Here is a 19,815-nt window from a genome sequence, read left to right as displayed (position 1 = left end):
CTTAGGCGGCTTCCGCAGCCATCTTCTCGGCCTTGGCCTTCACTTCGTCGATGCCGCCAACCATGTAGAAGGCGCCTTCGGGCAGGTGGTCGTATTCGCCGGCCACAACGGCCTTGAACGACGAGATGGTGTCTTCCAGCGGAACCTGCACACCGTCAGAGCCGGTGAACACCTTCGCAACGTCGAACGGCTGGGACAGGAAACGCTGGATCTTACGCGCGCGCGCAACGGTCAGCTTGTCCTCTTCCGACAGTTCGTCCATGCCGAGGATGGCGATGATGTCCTGCAGCGACTTGTAGCGCTGGAGGATCTGCTGAACGTCGGAAGCCACTTTGTAGTGCTCTTCGCCAACGATCGCCGGGTCCATCAGGCGCGAGGTCGAGTCCAGCGGGTCCACAGCCGGGTAGATGCCGAGCTCGGAGATCGCACGGTTAAGAACGGTGGTTGCGTCCAGGTGGGCAAAGGTGGTTGCCGGTGCCGGGTCGGTAAGGTCGTCCGCGGGAACGTAGACGGCCTGGATCGAGGTGATCGAGCCGTGCTTGGTCGAGGTGATGCGTTCCTGCATCGCGCCCATGTCGGTCGCCAGGGTCGGCTGGTAGCCCACAGCGGACGGGATACGGCCGAGCAGAGCGGACACTTCGGAACCGGCCTGGGTGAAGCGGAAGATGTTGTCCACGAAGAACAGAACGTCGGTGCCGGACTGGTCGCGGAACTGCTCGGCCAGGGTCAGGCCGGTCAGCGCAACACGGGCACGGGCTCCCGGAGGCTCGTTCATCTGACCGTAAACCAGGGCCACCTGGGATTCTTCCAGGTTGTCCGGCTTGATCACGTTGGATTCGATCATTTCCCAGTACAGGTCGTTGCCTTCACGGGTCCGCTCGCCAACACCCGCGAACACGGAGAAGCCCGAGTGCACTTTTGCGATGTTGTTGATCAGTTCCATGATCAGAACGGTCTTGCCCACGCCGGCGCCGCCGAACAGGCCGATCTTGCCGCCTTTGGCGTAGGGCGCCAGCAGGTCGATCACCTTGATGCCGGTCACCAGGACTTCGGACTCGGTGGACTGGTCGTTGAATTCCGGTGCCGGCTGGTGGATGGCGCGGGTCTCGGTTGCGTTCACCGGGCCCTTTTCGTCCACCGGCTCGCCCACAACGTTCAGGATGCGGCCCAGGGTGGCGTTGCCGACCGGGATCGAGATCGGCGCGCCGGTGTCGGTCACGGCCTGACCGCGGACCAGGCCCTCGGTTGCGTCCATAGCGATGGTGCGGACGGTGTTTTCGCCGAGGTGCTGGGCAACTTCCAGAACCAGGGTCTTGCCGTCGTTTTCGGTGTGCAGTGCGTTCAGAATTGCGGGCAGGTGGTCGTCGAACTGGACGTCCACAACGGCGCCGATGATCTGAGTCACCTTGCCTTTTGCTTGTGCCATTTGTTGGTCTCCGGTTGTCTCTTAGAGCGCCTCAGCGCCCGAAATGATTTCAATCAGCTCGTTGGTGATCACGGCCTGACGGGAACGGTTGAACTCGATGGTCAGCTTGTCGATCATCTCGCCCGCGTTGCGGGTCGCGTTGTCCATCGCGCTCATCCGGGCACCCTGTTCGGATGCGCCGTTTTCCAGCAGGCCCGAGAAGATCTGGGTCGCCACGCCGCGCGGCAGCAGGTCCGCGAGGATCCGCTCTTCGCCCGGTTCGTAGTCGTAGACGGCGCCAGAGCTTTCGCCCTCCTCAGCCTCGAAGGAGGCCGGGATGATCTGCTGCGCGGTCGGGATCTGGGTCACGACGTTGACGAACTCCGAGTAGAAGATCGTGGCGACGTCGAATTCACCAGCATCGAACCGGGTCAGGATGTCCTTGGCGATCGCCTGCGCATTGGCATAGCCGATGCGCTTGACTTCGCTGAGGTCCACATGGCCGACGAAATCACTGCCGAGGTCGCGCTTCAGGGCGTCGCGGCCCTTCTTGCCGACGGTCAGAACCTTGACCGTCTTGCCCGCGGCCTTCAGCTCGGCCGCCTTCTGGCGGGCGAGCTTGGCAATGTTCGAGTTGAAGCCGCCGCAGAGGCCGCGTTCGGCGGTCATGACCACCAGGAGGTGAACCTGGTCCGAGCCGGTGCCGCGGAGCAGCTTGGGCGCGGAGTCGCTGCCGCCGACCGAGGCCGCCAGCCCTGCCATCACGGCGTTGAACCGCTTGGTGTAGGGCCGGGAATCCTCGGCAGCTTCCTGGGCGCGGCGAAGTTTCGCCGCGGCCACCATTTGCATGGCTTTGGTGATCTTGCGGGTCGATTTGACCGACTCGATCCTGTTTTTAAGGTCCTTGAGAGAAGGCATGTCCCGACTCTCTCCTTATGCGAAGGTTGCGGCGTATTCGTCGATCGCAGCCTTGAGTTTGTCAGCGGCGTCGCCCTTGATCTTGGGATCTTCGTTGGTGATCCAGTCCAGGGTTTCCTTGCCTTTGCCGCGCATGTGGGCGATCAGGCCCGCTTCCCAGCGGCCAACGTCCTTCAGGTCCACCTTGTCGAGGTAGCCGTTGGTGCCGGCGAAGATGACGCAGACGATTTCGGCGTTGGTCAGCGGCGAGTACTGCGGCTGCTTCATCAGCTCGGTCAGACGGGCGCCCCGGGCCAGCAGCTGCTGGGTGGCGGCGTCGAGGTCGGAGCCGAACTGGGCGAAGGCCGCCATCTCGCGGTACTGAGCCAGCGACAGCTTAACCGGGCCTGCAACGGTCTTCATCGCGTTGGTCTGGGCCGAGGAGCCCACACGCGAAACCGACAGACCGGTGTTCACGGCGGGGCGGATGCCCTGGTAGAACAGTTCGGTTTCCAGGAAGATCTGGCCGTCGGTGATCGAGATCACGTTGGTCGGAATAAACGCGGACACATCGCCGCCCTGGGTTTCGATGACCGGCAGAGCGGTCAGCGAGCCGGCGCCGAAGTCCTCGTTCAGCTTTGCCGAACGCTCCAGCAGGCGGGAGTGCAGGTAGAAAACGTCGCCCGGGTAGGCTTCACGTCCCGGCGGACGGCGCAGCAGCAGGGACATCTGGCGGTAGGCCACGGCCTGCTTGGAGAGGTCATCATAGATGATCAGCGCGTGCTTGCCGTTGTCACGGAAGTATTCGGCCATCGCGGTTGCGGCATAGGGGGCCAGGAACTGCAGCGGTGCCGGGTCGGACGCGGTTGCGGCAACCACGATCGAGTATTCCATGGCGCCGGACTCTTCCAGCTTCTTCACCAGCTGGGCCACGGTCGAGCGCTTCTGGCCGACAGCGACGTAGACGCAGTACAGTTTCTTGGACTCGTCGTCGCCTGCGGCGTCGTTGTAGACCTTCTGGTTCAGGATGGTGTCCAGAGCCACGGCGGTCTTGCCGGTCTGACGGTCGCCGATGATCAGCTCGCGCTGGCCGCGGCCGATCGGGATCATCGCGTCAACCGATTTCAGGCCGGTTGCCATCGGCTCGTGCACCGATTTACGCGGGATGATGCCCGGCGCCTTGACGTCAGCAACCTGACGCTGCGCAGCGTTGATCGGGCCCTTGCCGTCCAGCGGGTTGCCCAGACCGTCGACAACGCGGCCCAGCAGCTCGGGGCCGGCCGGCACGTCCACGATGGAGTTGGTGCGCTTGACGGTGTCGCCTTCTTTAATGTCGCGGTCGGAGCCGAAGATCACGATACCGACGTTGTCGGCTTCGAGGTTCAGCGCCATGCCCATGATGCCGCCCGGGAATTCGACCATCTCGCCGGCCTGGACGTTGTCGAGGCCGTAAACGCGGGCAATACCGTCACCGACGGACAGCACGCGGCCGATTTCTGCCACTTCGGCTTCTTGACCAAAATTCTTGATCTGGTCTTTCAGGATCGCAGAAATCTCTGCTGCTTGGATACCCATTTATCCGACCTCTTTCATTGCATTCTGTAGGGAGTTGAGCTTGGAGCGGATCGAGCTGTCGATCATCTTCGAGCCCACTTTAACGACAAGACCGCCGATGATGGAGGCATCGACGGAAGCATTGATGGTAACTTTCTTGCCCACGCGCTCGGCCAGGGTCTTGGCCAGCTTTTCGCTCTGGGTCTTGGTCAGCGCCTTGGCGGAGACCACCTCGGCGGTCACTTCGCCGCGGGCTTCGGCCAGGCGGTCGCGCAGCGCGCTGATCAGCGCGGGCACCACGAACAGGCGGCGCTTGTCGGCCATCAGGGCCAGAGTGTTGCGCAGCACGGGGTCCAGGCCCATCTTGTCTGCCACCGCGGTGATTGCGGTGCCCTGCTCTTCGCGCGACACGAGCGGCGAATTTATCAGGCCGTTCAGGTCTTCGCTGTCAGCCAGCGCGGCTGCCAGGTCATTGATGCTGGTTTCAAGGCTGTCGAGCGCCTTGTTCTCTTCCGCGATGTCGAACACCGCCGTGGCATAGCGCGCAGCAATGCCTGCAGAAATCGAAGCTGGTTCGGACACGTCCACCCTTCCGATATGTTTTTGGCCCCGGTTGGCGTACCTGGCGTCAGGAGGCGTCCGGGGGCGTGAGTCATCCCCCATTGGCAGCGGGGCGTTGAAATCAGCGTGGGTCTAGCAGAGCGGATGCGACCTATCAACTGCCTATAACGGTAACAGAAGAAAGCATGTTTCCTGCGTTTTCAAAGGCTTGCGTCAAGTGCGGCCCTTTGACCACAGTCGATAAATAAAAAAGTGCGGGTGAACTGCAGGATTTTGCGATTCCGGAAAGCGGCATTTGCGTCAAAAATCGTCACACAAGGGTGGAAAACCACCCGAACGGGCCGTTCCGGCGGATTTCGGGAATCGAAATCCGGCGCCGTGCGCGCTGCTTGGTTCAGGCCGGTTCCGGCATCGGGTTGGAGAGCCCCTCCAGCACCCGGATGCGGTTCGGCGCCTTGGCGCGGGTCATGTGGCCCTTCTGCGGGTAGGTCTGCTTGCTGACCTCGACCATGAACACGCCGCCGGCCAGCATTGCGGGCAGCTTGCGGCCCATCTTTTCCAGCATGGCGCCGGATTTCAGCCAGAAGCGCTTGTGGCTGGGCAGCCGGTAGAGCGCGGCGGTGTGCTGCTCGATGGCGAACTGATGCTCGCGCAGCTGGCCCTCCAGCTGGCGCAGCGTGTAGGGGCGCCCGAAGCCGAAGGGCGTCAGATCGGAGCGCGCCCAGAGCCCGGCCCGGTTCGGCACAATGAAAATCGCGCGCCCCCCCGGCCCCAGCGCCCGCCAGCATTCCCCCAGGAGCTTGCTGGGCCGTTCCGAGGTTTCCAGCCCGTGCATCACCACCAGCCGGTCGGCGCGGCCGGTGTCGATGGGCCAGCTGGTCTCCTCGCACAGGACCGAGACGTTGGGCATCCCCGCAGGCCATTGCATCACCCCCTGCGGCCCCGGCATCAGCGCCATCACCCGGCGCGCCTCCGGCAGGTAGGGGCGCAGCAGCGGCGCGGCAAAGCCGAAGCCCGCCACCGTCAGCCCCGCGGCTTCCGGCCACAATTCCAGCAGGCGGCCGCGGACCGACGCCTGCGCCGCACGCCCCAGGGTGCTGCGGTAGTAGAAGTTCCTGAGATCCTGAACATCAAGATGCATTGCGGGCGCCTGCTGCTTCGGCCAATCTGGGCGCAGTTTAGCAATGTAAAGGCGAATGACCATGCCTCTTGAGATCGTCACCCTGCCCTGCCTGTCGGATAACTATGCCTTTTTGATCCACAATCCGGCCTCCGGTGAAACCGCGCTGGTGGATGCGCCCGAGGCCGGCGCCGTCAAGGCGGCGCTGTCGGACCGCGGCTGGGGGCTGGACTGGATCCTGCTGACCCACCACCACTGGGACCATGTGGACGGGGTGGCGGAGCTGCGCGAGGCTTATGGCGCCAAGGTGATCGGCGCGCAGGGGGATGCGCACCGGCTGCCGCCGCTGGACATGGCGGTGGAGGACGGCGGCAGCTTCCCCCTGCTGGGTGAAGAGGTGCAGGTGATGGATGTCTCCGGCCACACGGTGGGCCATATTGCCTTTCACATCCCCGGAGCGGAGGCGGTTTTCACCGCCGACAGCCTGATGGCGCTGGGATGCGGGCGGCTGTTCGAGGGCACGCCGCAGCAGATGTGGGCCAGCCTGTCGCGTCTTGCCGCGCTGCCGCCGCAAACTATGGTTTACTCTGGGCATGAATACACCCAGGCTAACGGTGCTTTTGCGGTCACCGTGGACCCCGGCAACCCGGCGTTGCAGGCGCGGGTGAGCGATATCGCAAGGGCCCGGGAAAACGGCGTCGCGACGGTGCCGTCCGAACTGCAATTGGAACTTGACACCAATCCGTTCCTGCGCGCGGCTGACAGCGCTGTGAGAGCCCATCTAGGCATGCAAAGCGCTGAAGATGCAGAGGTTTTTTCCGAAATCCGCAAGCGGAAAGACAATTTCTGAGCAAATCAAGGGCATCGGGGCGCAACAGGGAGAAAATAATTGTGACCCCAAAATGAAGAAAAGACCTTGAAGCCGGCGCTCTATCAACCAAACTCTAACCATATAAGCACATGGTTGAACTGAGGGGTTGGTTAATACCGCCCCACCGGCCAACCCAAGATCAGAGGAGCACGCCCGTGCCTTCATTCTCGAGCACCCTGGAACAGGCCATTCACGCAGCGCTGGCGCTGGCGAATGAACGCCGTCATGAATTCGCAACCCTGGAACATCTGCTTCTGGCCCTGATCGACGAGCCCGACGCGGCCCGCGTGATGCGCGCCTGCAGCGTCGACCTGACCGAATTGCGATCCTCCCTGGTGGAATTCGTGGATGAGGATCTTGCCAACCTTGTGACCGACATCGACGGATCGGAGGCGGTGCCGACCGCAGCCTTCCAGCGCGTTATCCAGCGCGCCGCGATCCACGTGCAAAGCTCCGGCCGCACAGAGGTAACGGGGGCGAATGTGCTGGTCGCCATCTTTGCCGAGCGCGAGAGCGACGCCGCCTATTTCCTGCAGGACCAGGAGATGACCCGCTATGACGCGGTGAACTTCATCGCCCACGGCGTGGCCAAGGACCCGGCCTACGGGGAATCCCGCCCGGTCACCGGCGCCACCGAGCAGGAAGAGGACAACCTGACTGCCGCCCCCGAGGGCGAGAAGAAGGAGTCGGCGCTGGCCAAGTACTGCGTCGATCTGAATGCGAAATCCCGCGACGGCGACATCGACCCGCTGATCGGCCGCGACCACGAGGTCGAGCGCTGCATCCAGGTGCTGTGCCGCCGCCGCAAGAACAACCCGCTGCTGGTGGGCGACCCCGGTGTCGGCAAGACCGCCATCGCCGAAGGGCTGGCGCGCCGCATCGTTTCCGGCGAAACCCCGGAAATCCTGTCGGAAACCACCATCTACTCGCTCGACATGGGCGCGCTGCTGGCGGGCACCCGCTACCGCGGCGATTTCGAGGAGCGGCTGAAGGCCGTGGTCTCCGAGCTGGAGGACCACCCGGATGCGGTGCTGTTCATCGACGAGATCCACACCGTGATCGGTGCCGGCGCCACTTCCGGCGGCGCCATGGATGCGTCGAACCTGCTGAAACCTGCGCTGCAGGGCGGCAAGCTGCGCACCATGGGCTCCACCACCTACAAGGAGTTCCGCCAGCATTTCGAGAAGGACCGGGCGCTGAGCCGCCGGTTCCAGAAGATCGATGTGAACGAGCCGACGGTGGAAGATTCCATCGAGATCCTGAAGGGGCTGAAACCCTATTTCGAGGAGCATCACGGCATCAAGTTCACCTCGGATGCGATCAAGACCGCGGTGGAGCTGTCGGCGCGTTACATCAACGACCGCAAGCTGCCGGACAAGGCCATCGACGTCATCGACGAGGCCGGCGCCGCGCAGCACCTGATCATCGAAAGCAAGCGCCGCAAGACCATCGGCGTCAAGGAGATCGAGGCTGTTGTGGCGAAGATCGCCCGCATCCCGCCCAAGAACGTCTCCAAGGACGATGCCGAGGTGCTGAAGGACCTGGAGAACTCGCTGAAGCGCGTGGTGTTCGGCCAGGACGATGCGATCACCGCGCTGTCGAGCGCCATCAAGCTGGCCCGGGCCGGCCTGCGCGAGCCGGAAAAGCCGATCGGCAACTACCTGTTTGCAGGCCCCACCGGCGTCGGCAAGACCGAGGTGGCCAAGCAGCTGGCGGACCAGCTGGGGGTCGAGCTGCTGCGCTTCGACATGTCGGAATACATGGAGAAACACGCGGTCTCCCGCCTGATCGGCGCGCCTCCGGGCTATGTCGGCTTTGACCAGGGCGGCCTGCTGACCGACGGTGTCGACCAGCACCCGCACTGCGTGCTGCTGCTGGATGAGATCGAGAAGGCGCATCCGGATGTCTACAACATCCTCTTGCAGGTGATGGACAACGGCCAGCTGACCGACCACAACGGCCGCACCGTGAACTTCCGCAACGTGATCCTGATCATGACCTCCAACGCCGGTGCGTCGGAACAGGCAAAGGCCGCCATCGGTTTCGGCCGCGACCGCCGCGAGGGCGAGGACACCGCCGCCATCGAGCGCACCTTCACGCCGGAGTTCCGCAACCGCCTGGATGCGGTGATCTCCTTCGCGCCGCTGGGCAAGGAGGTGATCCTGCAGGTGGTCGAGAAGTTCGTCCTCCAGCTGGAAGCGCAGCTGATGGACCGCAATGTCTCGATCGAGCTCACGCGCAAGGCGGCCGAATGGCTGGCTGACAAGGGCTACGACGACCGCATGGGCGCGCGCCCCTTGGGCCGTGTCATTCAGGAGCACATCAAGAAGCCGCTGGCGGAGGAGCTGCTGTTCGGCAAGCTGACCAAGGGCGGCGTGGTCAAGGTCGGCATCAAGGACGGCAAGCTGGACCTGCGCCTGGAAGGGCCGGGAAGCCCGCGGATTTCCGGGGACAAGCCGCCGCTGCTGACCGCGGACTGATGCGCCTCGCAGCCCTGCTGACATCTTTCTCGCTCGCCGCGCCTGCCGCGGCGGGCGATTTCGTTTTGCAGTTCCCGCTGGACTGCACCCTGGGCGAGGACTGCCGCATCCAGCAGTTCACCGACCATGATCCCGGCAGCGGCGCCACGGATTTCACCTGCGGCACGCTCAGCTATGACGGCCACAAGGGCACCGATTTTGCCCTGCCCTACCTGACCGACATGCAGGCGGGCGTCGCCGTGCGCGCGGCGGCGGACGGGGTCGTCCGCGGCACCCGCAATTCGATGCCGGACCAGTATGCCACCGCTCAGAACGAAGCCGCCATCGACGGCAAGGAATGCGGCAACGGCGTGGTGCTGAGCCACGGCAGCGGCTGGGAGACCCAGTACTGCCACATGAAGCGCGGCTCGGTCCGGGTGGAAAGCGGCCAGAAGGTCAGGGCCGGCGATGTGCTGGGAGAGGTCGGCCTCTCCGGCAGGACCCAGTTCCCGCATCTGCACCTGTCGGTGCGCAAGGACGGCGAAGTGGTGGATCCCTTTGCCCCGGACAGGCTGGGCAGCTGCGGCAGCCCGCCGGCGCGGACGCTTTGGGCTGAGCCGCTGCCCTACCGGCCGGGCGGGCTGATCGGGGCCGGTTTTGCCTCTGCCATCCCCGGATTCGACGCGATTCAGGCCGGCACCGCCGGCGAGGCGCCGCTGGCTGCGGACGCGCCGGCGCTGGTGTTCTGGGCCTATGCCTATGGCAGCCAGGCCGGCGACAGGCTGGAGCTGAGCGTGACAGGGCCCGGCGGCGAGCTGGTCTCGCACGGCGAAACCCTCGAACGGACCCAGGCGCAGCTGTTCCGCGCCGCGGGCCGCCGCCTGCGCGGCGGGCAATGGCCTGCGGGCAGCTATACCGGCACCGCCCGGCTGCTGCGCGACGGCGCCGAAGTGGGCAGATTCTCCCGCGCCATGGTGATCCCGCCCGCGGCGGACGCGGCCTCTCAGTGACATCCCGCGCAGCCGCCGGGGCGGCGGCCCCTAAGGGCTGCCTGGCGCCGGGCGGGAGGCGCCTGCCCGCAAGCCGTGCCGGCCCTGGCAGCCGCTTCAGATTTGATAACCCCGTAAATCGCAATAGGTTATATGGCAGCCCTACTGCCCGGTGGGGCAGCAACCCGTGTGTAACTAGTAGCTTGTCTCCTTTAGTGAAGCGGGTTGCACCCCGCGGGCCGTGGCAGGGGTCATCTCCCGCTCAACGGTGCCGCCGCAGCCTGCCGTACGGCCGGCTCACTTCTCGGTGAATTTCAGCTCGATCCGCCGGTTCTGGGCACGGGCCTCCGGCGTGTCCGCCGGGTTCACCGGCTGGTATTCCCCGAACCCGTTGGCGGCCAGCCGCGACGGCGGCACCCCCAGCGCCTCGACCATGTAGCGCACCACCGACAGCGCCCGGCCCTGGCTGAGCTCCCAGTTGTCGGCGAATTTCGGATGCACCCCCAGCGGCGTGTTGTCGGTGTGCCCGTCCACCCGGATGATCCAGTTGATTTCCGGCGGGATCGCCGTCACCACGCTTTGCAGGATCGACACCACCTTGGCGATCTCCACCCGGCCTTCCGGCGACAGGGTGGCGCTGCCCGGCGGGAACAGCACCTCGGAGGCAAAGACAAAGCGGTCGCCCTGGATGCGCACGCCCTCCTGGGTGCCGAGGAGATCGCGCAGCCGCCCGAAGAACTCGGAGCGGTAGCGCTCCAGGTCCTGCGCCTTGGCAGTGAGTGCCTCAGCCTCGGCTTCCAGCCGCTTGCGCTCCTGCTCTTCCAAGAGCCGCCGCTTGCGCTCTTCCGAGGCAGCGCGGGCAAGGGCCGCGTTCAGGTCCTGGCCGAGGTTTTGAAGCTGCACCTGCTGCGCCGCGTCGCGGGCCTGGTAGTCGTCCAGAATCGCCTGCAAGCCCCCCAGCTGCTCGCGCAGGGCCGCGACCTGCTGATTGAGCAGCGCGGTCTCGCGGCGGGCTTCCTCTGACACTGCCTGCTCCTGCGACAGGGCGTCCCGCGCCTGCGCCAGCAGCGCCGCGCGTTCTTCGGCCTGGGTCAGCCGTTCCGTGGCTGTGGTTTCAGCTGCTTCCTGCGCGGCCACGGCGGCCAGCAGGCGCTGGCGCAGCACCTCCAGATCCTCTGCCTGGGTCTCCGCCGCGGCCAGCGCGGCCTTGGCCTCCGCCAGCTCCGCCGCCAGCCGCCCGGCCTCTGCATCCGACCCGGCGCGGGCTGCCTCCAGTTCCGTGAGCTGCGCATCCAGCTGCCGCTTTGCGGCCTCTGCGGCGGCCAGCAGGGTCAGGGTGTCCTCCGCCTGCTGCCGCTGCGCCTCCAGCGCCAGGGTCATGGCGGTGAGTTCCGCATCCGCCGACTGCAGTTTTTCGCGCAGGGCTTCGGCGGCGGCGGCCTCCACCATCCGGGCGGCCTCTTCGGCGCTCAGCTGCTCCTGAAGCCCGGCGATTTCTTCGGACTTGGCAGCCTCCTCCGCCTCAAGGCTGGCGATCAGCGCTTCCATCGCCTCGCGCTCTGCCGCCGCCAGCCGCGCCGCTTCGGCCTGGGCGTCGATCTCGCCGCGGGCCTGGGCCAGCGCCAGGTTCAGCGCCTCCTGCTCATTCAGGAGCGCAGCGCGGGCGGCTTCCAGGCTTTCGCGTTCGGCGCTCAGGTCCGCAACCCGCGCCCGGGCGGCGTCACGGCTGGCGATCAGGGCCGCCACCTGGGCCTCGAAACTGGTGATGCGGCTGGCGGCCTCGGCCAGTTCTCCGGCCTGGCGGTCGCGTTCTGCGGTCAGCGAGGTGATCAGGCTGCGGGCCTGCGCCAGATCCTGTTCGGCCGTGTTGAGGGTCGAGGTCAGCGCCCCCATCCGGGCGTTCAGGCGCCGGTTCTCGCGCTCCTCCAGCCCCAGGGCAGAGGCCAGCGCGCTGACTTCGGCCGACAGCTCATCCAGCTGGCTTTCCTGTCCGGTGATGGTTTCGCGCAGCACGAATTGCACCACCATGAAGATGGTCAGCACAAACATCAGCACCAGCAGAAGCCCGGTCATCGCATCGACGAACCCGGGCCAGATCGAGGCCTGGAACCGCTGTCCTGTGCGCCGGGATAGGGCCATCGGTTACTCCCCCGCGCCCCGGTCCGGCAGACCGCCGCGGGACAGTCCGCGCGGGCGCGCAAAGGCCTTGATCATCAGGTCGATGTCCTTGCGCAGCTCGGCCAGGCTTTCCTGGCGGCCGGCCGAAATTTCCTCGAGGATGCGCAGCATCTGCACGTCGATCGAGCGCAGCCGCATCCGGCTTTCGGCGTCAATGCCGCCCTGCTCGCTTTGGCTGCGCAAGATCTCGGTCAGCGCCTCCTGCCCGACCGCGACCCGGTCCAGTGCCGCGGTGATGGTGCCGGTCTGCTCCTGGCGGCGGTTCATTTCCTGGATGGTCTCGACCAGGTCTCCCAGCTTCCGGTCCACTGCCGCGCGGCCCTCGGAGGTTTCGGCAAACATCGCCTGCAGCGCATCCATCTGCTCAGCCATGTTGTCGAGCACCTGGGAGACCACGCCGCTGTCGCCGGCACCGTCCTCGCCGGAGGAGAAGCTGACCCGGGTGATGGTGGACAGCCATTCCTCCAGCTCGCGGTAGAACCGGTTCTGGCCGTGGCCCGCGAACAGCTCCAAGAGGCCCACGATCAGCGAGCCCGCAAGACCCAGCAGCGAGGAGGCGAAGGCAACGCCCATACCGCCCAGCTGGGCCTCGAGCCCCGTCATCAGCCGGTTGAAGACCGAAAGCCCCTCTTCGCCCTCCTGCGGCGCCAGGCTGCGGATGGTGTCGACAACGGCGGGAACGGTGGTGGCCAGGCCGTAGAAGGTGCCCAGAAGGCCCAGGAAGATCAGCAGGTTGACAATGTAGCGGGTGATCTCGCGGTCTTCGTCGATGCGGCTGGCAACCGAATCCAGGATCGAGCGGGTCGAGGCCGAGCCCAGCCGCATCCGCGCGCTGCGCGACCCCAGCAGCGAGGCCAGCGGCGCCAGCATCGAGGGCGGGCGGCGGTGCTCCTGATTGTCGCCGCCGGCAAAACGCTCGATCCAGCGCACCGAGCCAATGAGCTGCACCACCTGCCAGAAACAGGCCAGCACGCCGATCACGAACACCAGGACGATAAAGCCGTTGAGCCAGGGGTTGGCCTCAAACACCGGCAGCACCCGCGGCAGCGCCACAAAGGCGCCAAAGCCCGAGAGCCCCAGCGCGATCAGCATCATGATGATCTGCCGCACCGGCTGGGAGAACTGCGGCCGGGTCTTGCGGTCTGGCTGCGCCATATTGCTTGGCTCCTGACACTTTTGACTGCTCGTATTGCGTTCGCAGCCTATAAGCAAAGTGTCAGAAGCGCCAAGGCTTTATGCGGTGATTTCCCGCACCCGGCCTGCCAGCCAGTCGAGATCGCTGTCGTGCAGGCCGATCTCGGCCAGATGTTCGGCGGTGTTGTAGAGGTATTCGGTATTGGGGCCGCGTCCGCCTATCGCATGGGCGATGATCTGGGCCTGTTCCTCGAGGCTGAGGCCGCCGCAATACTGCACATGGTGCGGGTCGATCACATAGGTGACGGCGGTGACTGAGGAACCATCACCCAGCTCCACCGCCAGGTCGCGCTCCAGATAGGCAGAGGAGATCAGCTCGCGCTCGCGCAGCTCCGCCAGGGTCTGCTCCTCGTGGCCGCTTTCGACCGCCAGGGCGATCCCCTTGCAATGGGCGTCCCGGACGGCGTCCAGCGCCAGCACCAGGCCGGGTTTTTCCTCGCTGCCGCGGTGATGGATCGACGACATGCAGAAGGAGCGCGCATAGCCGTGCAGCACCGCCACCTCGCGCCGCGCCACCGGGAAGCCCGGGTTCCAAAGAAGCGATCCGTATCCGAATACCCACATGGTCATGTTGTCTGGCCCTTTCCGTGCCCTCCCTATAAACAGCAATCCTGATCCGGACAAAAGAGGCTATCCGATGCGCCTGGCAAAACTGCTGATTGCCGCCCTCTTGGTGTGGAGCCTCTACTGGGCGGCCGCGGCCTGGGGGCTGAAGAACGGCATCGCCGCCTGGTTCGAGGCGCAGGAAAGTCGGGGCTGGCAGGCGGAGTATGCCGGGCTCGAGACGCAAGGCTATCCGTTGCGGCACCAGACCCGGATCAGCCGCCCTGCCCTCGCCGATCCCCGCACCGGTACCGCCTGGCGGGCGGACTGGCTGGAGCTGTCGAGCCCTGCCGCCTGGCCCGGGCAGCTGGAACTGCACTTCCCGGCGACGGCGCAGCGGCTCTCGTATTTCGACCGGACCGCGGTGATCACCGCTGACGGCCTGCAGGCCAGCCTGCACCTGAAGCCGGGGGTTGCGCTGGAGCTGGAGCAGATGGCTGCCGTGGCGGACGGCTGGCAGATTGCTCGCGGCGGCGAAACGGTGCTGAGCGGCGCGGCGCTGGATCTGCGCATGGTGCAAGCCGGCGCTCCCGAAACCTACCGCATTGCCGCCGAAGCCAGGGAGTTTGCCCCGCGCGCCGCCTGGCGCAGGCTGCTCGCGGCCAGTGCGCCGCTGCCGGAACGGTTCGACACGCTGAAGCTGGAAATGTCGGTGGATTTTGACGCCCCCTGGGACCGGTCCGCGCTGGAGCAGAGGCGGCCGCAGCCGCGCCGGATCGATCTTAAACTGGCCGACGCCGGCTGGGGCGATCTGCGGCTCAAGGCCACCGGCGCGCTGACGGTCGATGACCAGGGGCTGCCGGAGGGTGAGATCGCCCTGCAGGCGGAGAACTGGCGCGGGCTGGTGCTGATGGCCGAACGCAGCGGCGCATTGCCCCCCTCCTTACGCAGTTCGGTGGAGCGGGTGTTGGGCCTGCTGGCAGAAGCGCGCGGCAACCCGCGCAATCTGGACATCACGCTGGGGTTCGCCGACGGATACGTGACGCTGGGCCCGCTGCCGCTGGGCCATGCGCCGCGGCTGATCATCCGCTGAAGGCAACGCCCGCCTGTCAAGGGCCGCGCAGCGCGCGCCGTTTTCCCTTTACAGGCACTTCCTAATACACTTGCAAACGCGCTTCAGGGCAGACCTGCGCCGAAGCGCTTCTCAGCAATCTTTCTTCGCGCGCAGCGCGCCCGGCCCAAGACTGCAATGTGCCCCTTGGGGGCACCTTCAGGCGCGGGAGCCCGCCGTCAGCGGCAATAGGTGCCGCCGCGGTGGCGCGCCACGTCCAGGTGGAAGTGGTCCTTGTGATAGCGGTCGGCTTCAGGTCCCAGCACGGTGCCGAAGGGGCCGCAGGCGGCGCGCCAGATTTTTTTCAGCTTCTTGCGGATCTTGCGGTTCTGCCAGCCGTGCAGCACGGACACGGTCTCGCCGCTGGCGAGCGTAAAGCCGGAGATGTCGATGGCCCGCGCCTTGCCGTGCTCGGAGATCTTGGCGCCGGGGCGGTTGTTGCGGGTGCGGCAGGCATAATGGGCAGCGACCCGCAGGGACACCACCTTGTCGCGGCGCCCGAAGGCGGTTTCGACCTCGCGGTTGATCCAGGTCTTCAGCGCGCGGGCGGTGTTGCAGGTCATCAGCGAGGCCTGGCTGAGCCGCACCCCGGCAATCTCGCGCACTCGCACCGCGTCCTTGGCGCCGCAGCCGGGCAGCGTGCCGGAGATTTGGCCCACGTCATCGCCCTGGATATCGATGTCGCCGCAGACCGAGCCCTTGCGGCGCTGGCGGCGCTTGAACAGCACCTGCTCTGCCAGGCTGTCCGGGCGTGCGGAGGGCAGCAAGGACGCGCCCGGCGCCAGCAGCGGCAGGTCCGCGGGCCGGGCAGCGGCCGCCAAGCGCTGCTCCGATTGCGGGCGGGATTCCGGGCGCATGCCGGGCACCGGTGCCAAGGCGGCCTCAAAGCCTGCTGCCGCCGCAGGGCGGACGGGCGGCTCCAGCGAGCCGTCCGGCGTTGCCGCCAGGGCGGCGCTGCCAGACACGGCTGCCAGCATCAGCACGCCTGCGCGGATCACTTCTTCTGCCCCCGGCCGAAGTCCGGGGCGTCGGTGTCCTGGCCCGCTTCGATGATGCCGCGGCGGATGGCGCGGGTGCGGGTGAAGTAGTCGTGCAAATGCGCGCCGTCGCCGGTGCGGATGGCGCGCTGCAGGGCAAACAGCTCCTCCGTGAAACGGCCGAGGATTTCCAGCGTGGCGTCCTTGTTGGTCAGGAACACATCGCGCCACATGGTGGGATCCGAGGCGGCGATGCGGGTGAAGTCGCGGAAACCGGCGGCCGAATACTTGATCACCTCGCTGTCGGTCACCCGGCGCAGGTCGTCGGCGACCCCCACCATCGTGTAGGCAATCAGGTGCGGTGTGTGCGAGGTGACGGCCAGCACCAGGTCGTGGTGGTCGGCGTCCATCTCATCGACGTTGGCGCCCATCCCCTCCCACAGAGCGCGCAGGCGGGCGGTGGCCTCCGGGTCGGTGCCTTCGACCGGGACCAGCAGAGACCAGCGGTTGTCGAACAGCTCGGCAAAGCCGGATTCAGGGCCGGAATGCTCGGTGCCCGCCAGCGGGTGGGCGGGCACGAAATGCACGCCGTCGGGGATATGCGGCTGCACCGCCTCGATCACATGGCGCTTGACCGAGCCCACGTCGGAAACCGTGGCGCCGGGTTTCAGCACCGGCGCGATGTCTTCCATTACCGGGCCCATGGCGCCGACGGGGACGCAGAGCACCACTAGGTCGGCGTCATGCACCGCCTCCCGCGCGCTGTCGCAGATGCGGTCGCAAAGGCCGATGCGGCGGGCGGTTTCGCGGGTTTCCGCGCTGCGGGCATAGCCGGTGACCTCACCTGCCAGCCCTGCCCGTTTCATCGCCCAGAACATCGAGGATGCAATCAGGCCCAGGCCGATCAGCGCGACGCGGCCATACACTTGCCCGCTCATGCCTGGCCCTCTTTGAATGCCTGCACCGCTGCGGCCACCCGGCGGCAGGAGTCCTCGTCGCCGATGGTGATGCGCAGCGCTGTGGGCAGGTTGTAACCCGCCACCCGGCGCACGATCAGGCCCTGGGCCTGCAGGTGCAGGTCGCAAGCTTCTGCTTCAGCCTGGCTGGAAAAGCGGGCCAGGATGAAGTTGGTGCTGGACACGTCCGACGGCACCCCGAGTTCGGCCAGCGCATTGGCGAGCCAGGCGCGCCATTTGGCGTTTTCCGCGCGGCAGTGATCGACATAGCCCGTATCGCGCACCGACGCCTCGGCGCCCGCCAGCGCGGTGCTGGAGACGTTGAACGGCCCGCGCACCCGGTTCAGCACGTTGATGATCTCCCTGGGGCCGTAACCCCAGCCGATCCGGGCGCCGCCCAAGCCGTAGATCTTGGAGAAAGTACGGGTCATGAAGACGTTGCTGCGGGCGGCGATCAGCGCGGCGCCTGCATCAAAGCCCTCGACATATTCCGCATAGGCACCGTCCAGCACCAAGAGCGCGCCATCGGGCAGGCCATCGGCCAGGCGGGCAACCTCCGCCTCGCTGATCATGGTGCCGGTGGGGTTGTTGGGGTTGGCGATGAAGACCAGCTTGGTCCTGGCGGTGCAACCCGCCAGCAGCGCGTCCACGTCGGTGACCCGCTCGCGCTCCTTCACCTCCACCGGGGTGGCGCCGGCGGCCAGCGCGCTGATGCGGTACATGGCAAAGCCGTGCTCTGTATAGAGAACTTCGTCGCCCGGGCCGGCATAGGCCTGGCACAGGAAGGCGATGATCTCGTCGCTGCCGGCGCCGCAGATGATCTGCTCCGGATCCAGCCCGTGCACCTCGCCGATCGCCTGCCGCAGTGCGCCGTGGTCCGAGCTGGGATAGCGGTGCATATTGGCCGCCGCGTCCTGCATCGCCTGGACGGCGCGCGGGCTGGGGCCAAAGGGGTTCTCGTTCGAGGAGAGCTTCACAACATTGCTCACCCCTTTCACATGGGCAGCCCCGCCCTGGTACAGAGCGATGTCCATGATACCGGGCTGCGGTGTGAGTTGGGTCATAATACGGGCTCCTTAATTCCAACCCGTCATAACGGCCCAATCGCTGGCGGGGAAGCACCAAGATGACGCTTCCCCCACGCCGCCGCCCCCGTCGGCAGCCTGCCCCGGCCGCACCGCGTTAATGCGCGGCTGCAGTCTTGGGCATTTTGCGCTTGGCCTCGGCCATGATGATCTTCTGGATCTTCTTGCGCAGCTCCATATCCTTTCGCATCGCTTCATTGGCCTGCTTTTGCATGGTCGCAGCCGATTGCGAGCCGTCCGAGCTGTTCAGCACTTCGCCTGCATATTTGCTGAGCGATTTGCCGGAGATCTGCTTGGCGATCTCGCCATAGATGGCGTCGCCGTGCAGCTTGATGAAATCCTCGGTGGCCTTGGTGCCGTATTTGGCGATCAGGTCCTTCTTGACCGCGCCTTCCATGGCGGCCGGCGCCAGTTTGGACTTGAGGAACTTCTCGGCACCGGAGGTGAAGCCGGAGGAGAATTTCTCCAGCGCCTTGCCGGCGCCTGCGGACATGATGCCCGCGGTCAGGATCTTGGCGATGCTTTCCTTGATTTCCTTGGTGTTGGGCGGGCGGCCCTTTTCGATCAAGGGCTTGGCGAGGCCGATGGTTTCCTTCAGCGCCTCTGTCACCATAGCCTCGCCGGCCTTGGATTTCAGGAACTTCTCGAAGAAGACCTTGACCGCCTTCTTGGGCATCTCGCGCGACAGCCTGGAGGCCGCGGCTTTGGCCAGGTCATCGGCGAGGCCGGCAGAGAGCTTGGCCGTCAGCTTGCCGCCCGCGGCCCCGGCAAGGCCCGCAATGAAGCTGTCGATGAAGACTTTCTTGGCGGCGCCGTCCCAGGTGACCTTGTTGCCGGCCAGATGCTCGCCCAGCTGGCCGGCGCTGGATTTCAGCGCCTCGGTGCTGGCGGCGGCGATGGCGTGCGCCTTGGCGGGCGACATGCCCTTGGTCGCGATCAGGCGGGCGGTCATATAGGTTTCGACCACGGCAAAGGAGACCTCGCGCACCACCTCCAGCTTCCAGATGATGGCGCCTGCGGTGCTGATGCGCTGGTCGATGAATTTCTTGAAGGCCTTGCCACCCTTGTTATAGGCCTTGGTCGCCTTGACGTCCTGCTTGTAGACCTTTTTCCAATCCGGCTTTTTCTTGCTGGTCAGGGTCTTCATCAGGCTCGCCTCGGAGCGCGCGTTCAGGATCGCAGTCCAGGGCGGATCGGTCTTGTCGTTGACCATGCTGACGGCAAATTCGGTCAGCGCATTCAGAAAGGTCTCGTTGCCCTGGCGGGTGTTTTCCACCTCGTTGCAGAAATCGACCCAGGATTCCGCCTGGCCGTACATCATCTCCGCCTTGGCCAGCAGCTTGCGGCGCAGCTCCTCCTGCCCGGCTTCGAACTCGGCCACGGTGATCAGCTTGGTCTTGCCGTTCTCGACAACCTCGACCCGTTCGATCTTGGCGTCGGCCGACACCTGGGCGGCCAGTTTGGGCAGGCCCGCGTTCCAGGTCCGCATGCCGGGATCGACAATGCCGTCGGGCTTGCGGAAACCCAGTTTCTTCTTCTGGAAATCCCGGATCGTCTTGATCAGCCCGGCATCGCATTTGGTGCTGATCTCGACGGGATAGCCGTTCGCCTTGAGCATCAGGCGGACGAGTTCGACATCTGCGGGGGTGTTCTTGACCGGTTTAAATTTGCTTTCGCCGGTTTTCGGGTCCGGCTTGGTAATCCGTTTCTTGTCGCCGACGGGGGCGGACAGCTTGAGAGCCATGACTTTGCTCCAACCAATTAACTACTGGTTCAAGCCTGCCACGGCGCCCCCCTGCGGTCGCGGGGGATTTGGAATAGACTTTCCCCCTTTAAATACAGGGGGCCGCTACCTACATGTCACTTGCATGTGAGGTGCTTCCCCGAAGCGGGAAAGCACCCGTTCAGACTGGGG

Annotated in this window: 16 protein-coding genes; 4 read left to right on the top strand and 12 right to left on the bottom strand. The window is 65.7% G+C overall.

All coding sequences use genetic code 11. The features are described 5' to 3' along the window. Position 1: 1 nt before the first annotated feature. From atpD to AC58NV_RS09805, 5 genes are all read right to left on the bottom strand, one after another. Positions 2-1,426 carry a F0F1 ATP synthase subunit beta gene (atpD, locus tag AC58NV_RS09825; protein ID WP_366659200.1) on the bottom strand — a complete coding sequence of 475 codons (1,425 nt, stop codon included), beginning with the start codon at positions 1,424-1,426 and terminating at the stop codon, positions 2-4. Between the two features lie 21 nt (positions 1,427-1,447). Next, the gene (locus AC58NV_RS09820) at positions 1,448-2,323 is read right to left on the bottom strand and encodes a F0F1 ATP synthase subunit gamma (RefSeq protein WP_497226960.1); all 876 of its coding nucleotides are present in this window, start codon (positions 2,321-2,323) and stop codon (positions 1,448-1,450) included. Positions 2,324-2,338: 15 nt separating this feature from the next. Next, entirely contained in the window at positions 2,339-3,877 is a 1,539-nt protein-coding gene (gene atpA / locus AC58NV_RS09815) for a F0F1 ATP synthase subunit alpha (RefSeq protein ID WP_366659204.1), read from the bottom strand. After that, positions 3,878-4,438, bottom strand: a complete 561-nt coding sequence (locus tag AC58NV_RS09810) for a F0F1 ATP synthase subunit delta (RefSeq protein WP_497226959.1) — start codon at positions 4,436-4,438, stop codon at positions 3,878-3,880. It abuts the gene before it with no gap. A 373-nt stretch (positions 4,439-4,811) separates the two neighbouring features. Beyond that, positions 4,812-5,558, bottom strand: coding sequence for a methyltransferase domain-containing protein (locus AC58NV_RS09805; RefSeq protein ID WP_497226958.1), 747 nt, complete (start codon positions 5,556-5,558; stop codon positions 4,812-4,814). Between the two features lie 55 nt (positions 5,559-5,613). On the opposite strand from AC58NV_RS09805, the gene gloB reads away from it, so the two are divergent. The 3 genes from gloB to AC58NV_RS09790 all read left to right on the top strand — a co-directional run bounded on the left by gloB (position 5,614) and on the right by AC58NV_RS09790 (position 9,877). Continuing rightward, positions 5,614-6,387, top strand: a complete 774-nt coding sequence (gloB, locus tag AC58NV_RS09800; RefSeq protein WP_497226957.1) for a hydroxyacylglutathione hydrolase — start codon at positions 5,614-5,616, stop codon at positions 6,385-6,387. 176 nt (positions 6,388-6,563) lie between these two features. Further along, positions 6,564-8,888, top strand: coding sequence for an ATP-dependent Clp protease ATP-binding subunit ClpA (clpA, locus tag AC58NV_RS09795; protein ID WP_366659211.1), 2,325 nt, complete (start codon positions 6,564-6,566; stop codon positions 8,886-8,888). Continuing rightward, a complete protein-coding gene (locus tag AC58NV_RS09790; protein ID WP_497226956.1) occupies positions 8,888-9,877 on the top strand; it encodes a M23 family metallopeptidase in 990 nt (329 codons plus the stop codon). The genes clpA and AC58NV_RS09790 overlap by 1 nt, the downstream gene beginning before the upstream one ends. Positions 9,878-10,153: 276 nt before the next feature. On the opposite strand, the gene AC58NV_RS09785 is transcribed toward AC58NV_RS09790, so the two are convergent. The 3 genes from AC58NV_RS09785 to AC58NV_RS09775 form a co-directional block, all read right to left on the bottom strand. Beyond that, a complete protein-coding gene (locus tag AC58NV_RS09785; RefSeq protein ID WP_497226955.1) occupies positions 10,154-11,995 on the bottom strand; it encodes a peptidoglycan -binding protein in 1,842 nt (613 codons plus the stop codon). A gap of 3 nt (positions 11,996-11,998) precedes the next feature. Beyond that, positions 11,999-13,189 (bottom strand): biopolymer transporter ExbB, encoded by a 1,191-nt coding sequence (locus AC58NV_RS09780; RefSeq protein WP_497226954.1) that lies wholly within the window; start codon positions 13,187-13,189, stop codon positions 11,999-12,001. 78 nt (positions 13,190-13,267) lie between these two features. Then, positions 13,268-13,798: a gamma-glutamylcyclotransferase gene (locus tag AC58NV_RS09775; RefSeq protein WP_497226953.1), complete on the bottom strand. Its 531-nt coding sequence runs from the start codon at positions 13,796-13,798 to the stop codon at positions 13,268-13,270. Between the two features lie 67 nt (positions 13,799-13,865). On the opposite strand from AC58NV_RS09775, the gene AC58NV_RS09770 reads away from it, so the two are divergent. Continuing rightward, positions 13,866-14,864: a DUF2125 domain-containing protein gene (locus tag AC58NV_RS09770; RefSeq protein ID WP_497226952.1), complete on the top strand. Its 999-nt coding sequence runs from the start codon at positions 13,866-13,868 to the stop codon at positions 14,862-14,864. Positions 14,865-15,061: 197 nt separating this feature from the next. On the opposite strand, the gene AC58NV_RS09765 is transcribed toward AC58NV_RS09770, so the two are convergent. The 4 genes from AC58NV_RS09765 to AC58NV_RS09750 form a co-directional block, all read right to left on the bottom strand. Further along, entirely contained in the window at positions 15,062-15,880 is an 819-nt protein-coding gene (locus tag AC58NV_RS09765; RefSeq protein WP_497226951.1) for an extensin-like domain-containing protein, read from the bottom strand. Beyond that, on the bottom strand, positions 15,877-16,797 hold the full coding sequence (locus AC58NV_RS09760; RefSeq protein ID WP_497226950.1) for a prephenate/arogenate dehydrogenase family protein: 921 nt from the start codon (positions 16,795-16,797) through the stop codon (positions 15,877-15,879). The genes AC58NV_RS09765 and AC58NV_RS09760 overlap by 4 nt, the downstream gene beginning before the upstream one ends. After that, entirely contained in the window at positions 16,794-17,879 is a 1,086-nt protein-coding gene (hisC, locus tag AC58NV_RS09755; protein ID WP_497226949.1) for a histidinol-phosphate transaminase, read from the bottom strand. The genes AC58NV_RS09760 and hisC overlap by 4 nt, the downstream gene beginning before the upstream one ends. A gap of 118 nt (positions 17,880-17,997) precedes the next feature. Further along, positions 17,998-19,644, bottom strand: a complete 1,647-nt coding sequence (locus AC58NV_RS09750; protein ID WP_497226948.1) for a peptidoglycan-binding protein — start codon at positions 19,642-19,644, stop codon at positions 17,998-18,000. Positions 19,645-19,815: the final 171 nt, after the last annotated feature.

Source organism: Leisingera sp. ANG49 (assembly GCF_059694505.1).
Note: the sequence above shows the minus strand (reverse complement) of the source record. Positions and strands in the feature narration are given on the sequence as shown.

Coding starts and splice junctions, on each gene's coding strand:
- atpA (WP_366659204.1), bottom strand. CDS start 3,877: ATGGGTATCCAAGCAGCAGAGATTTCTGCGATCCTGAAAGACCAGATC.
- hisC (WP_497226949.1), bottom strand. CDS start 17,879: ATGACCCAACTCACACCGCAGCCCGGTATCATGGACATCGCTCTGTAC.
- AC58NV_RS09770 (WP_497226952.1), top strand. CDS start 13,866: ATGCGCCTGGCAAAACTGCTGATTGCCGCCCTCTTGGTGTGGAGCCTC.
- AC58NV_RS09805 (WP_497226958.1), bottom strand. CDS start 5,558: ATGCATCTTGATGTTCAGGATCTCAGGAACTTCTACTACCGCAGCACC.
- gloB (WP_497226957.1), top strand. CDS start 5,614: ATGACCATGCCTCTTGAGATCGTCACCCTGCCCTGCCTGTCGGATAAC.
- atpD (WP_366659200.1), bottom strand. CDS start 1,426: ATGGCACAAGCAAAAGGCAAGGTGACTCAGATCATCGGCGCCGTTGTG.
- AC58NV_RS09775 (WP_497226953.1), bottom strand. CDS start 13,798: ATGACCATGTGGGTATTCGGATACGGATCGCTTCTTTGGAACCCGGGC.
- AC58NV_RS09760 (WP_497226950.1), bottom strand. CDS start 16,797: ATGAGCGGGCAAGTGTATGGCCGCGTCGCGCTGATCGGCCTGGGCCTG.
- AC58NV_RS09820 (WP_497226960.1), bottom strand. CDS start 2,323: ATGCCTTCTCTCAAGGACCTTAAAAACAGGATCGAGTCGGTCAAATCG.
- AC58NV_RS09780 (WP_497226954.1), bottom strand. CDS start 13,189: ATGGCGCAGCCAGACCGCAAGACCCGGCCGCAGTTCTCCCAGCCGGTG.
- AC58NV_RS09790 (WP_497226956.1), top strand. CDS start 8,888: ATGCGCCTCGCAGCCCTGCTGACATCTTTCTCGCTCGCCGCGCCTGCC.
- AC58NV_RS09750 (WP_497226948.1), bottom strand. CDS start 19,644: ATGGCTCTCAAGCTGTCCGCCCCCGTCGGCGACAAGAAACGGATTACC.
- AC58NV_RS09785 (WP_497226955.1), bottom strand. CDS start 11,995: ATGGCCCTATCCCGGCGCACAGGACAGCGGTTCCAGGCCTCGATCTGG.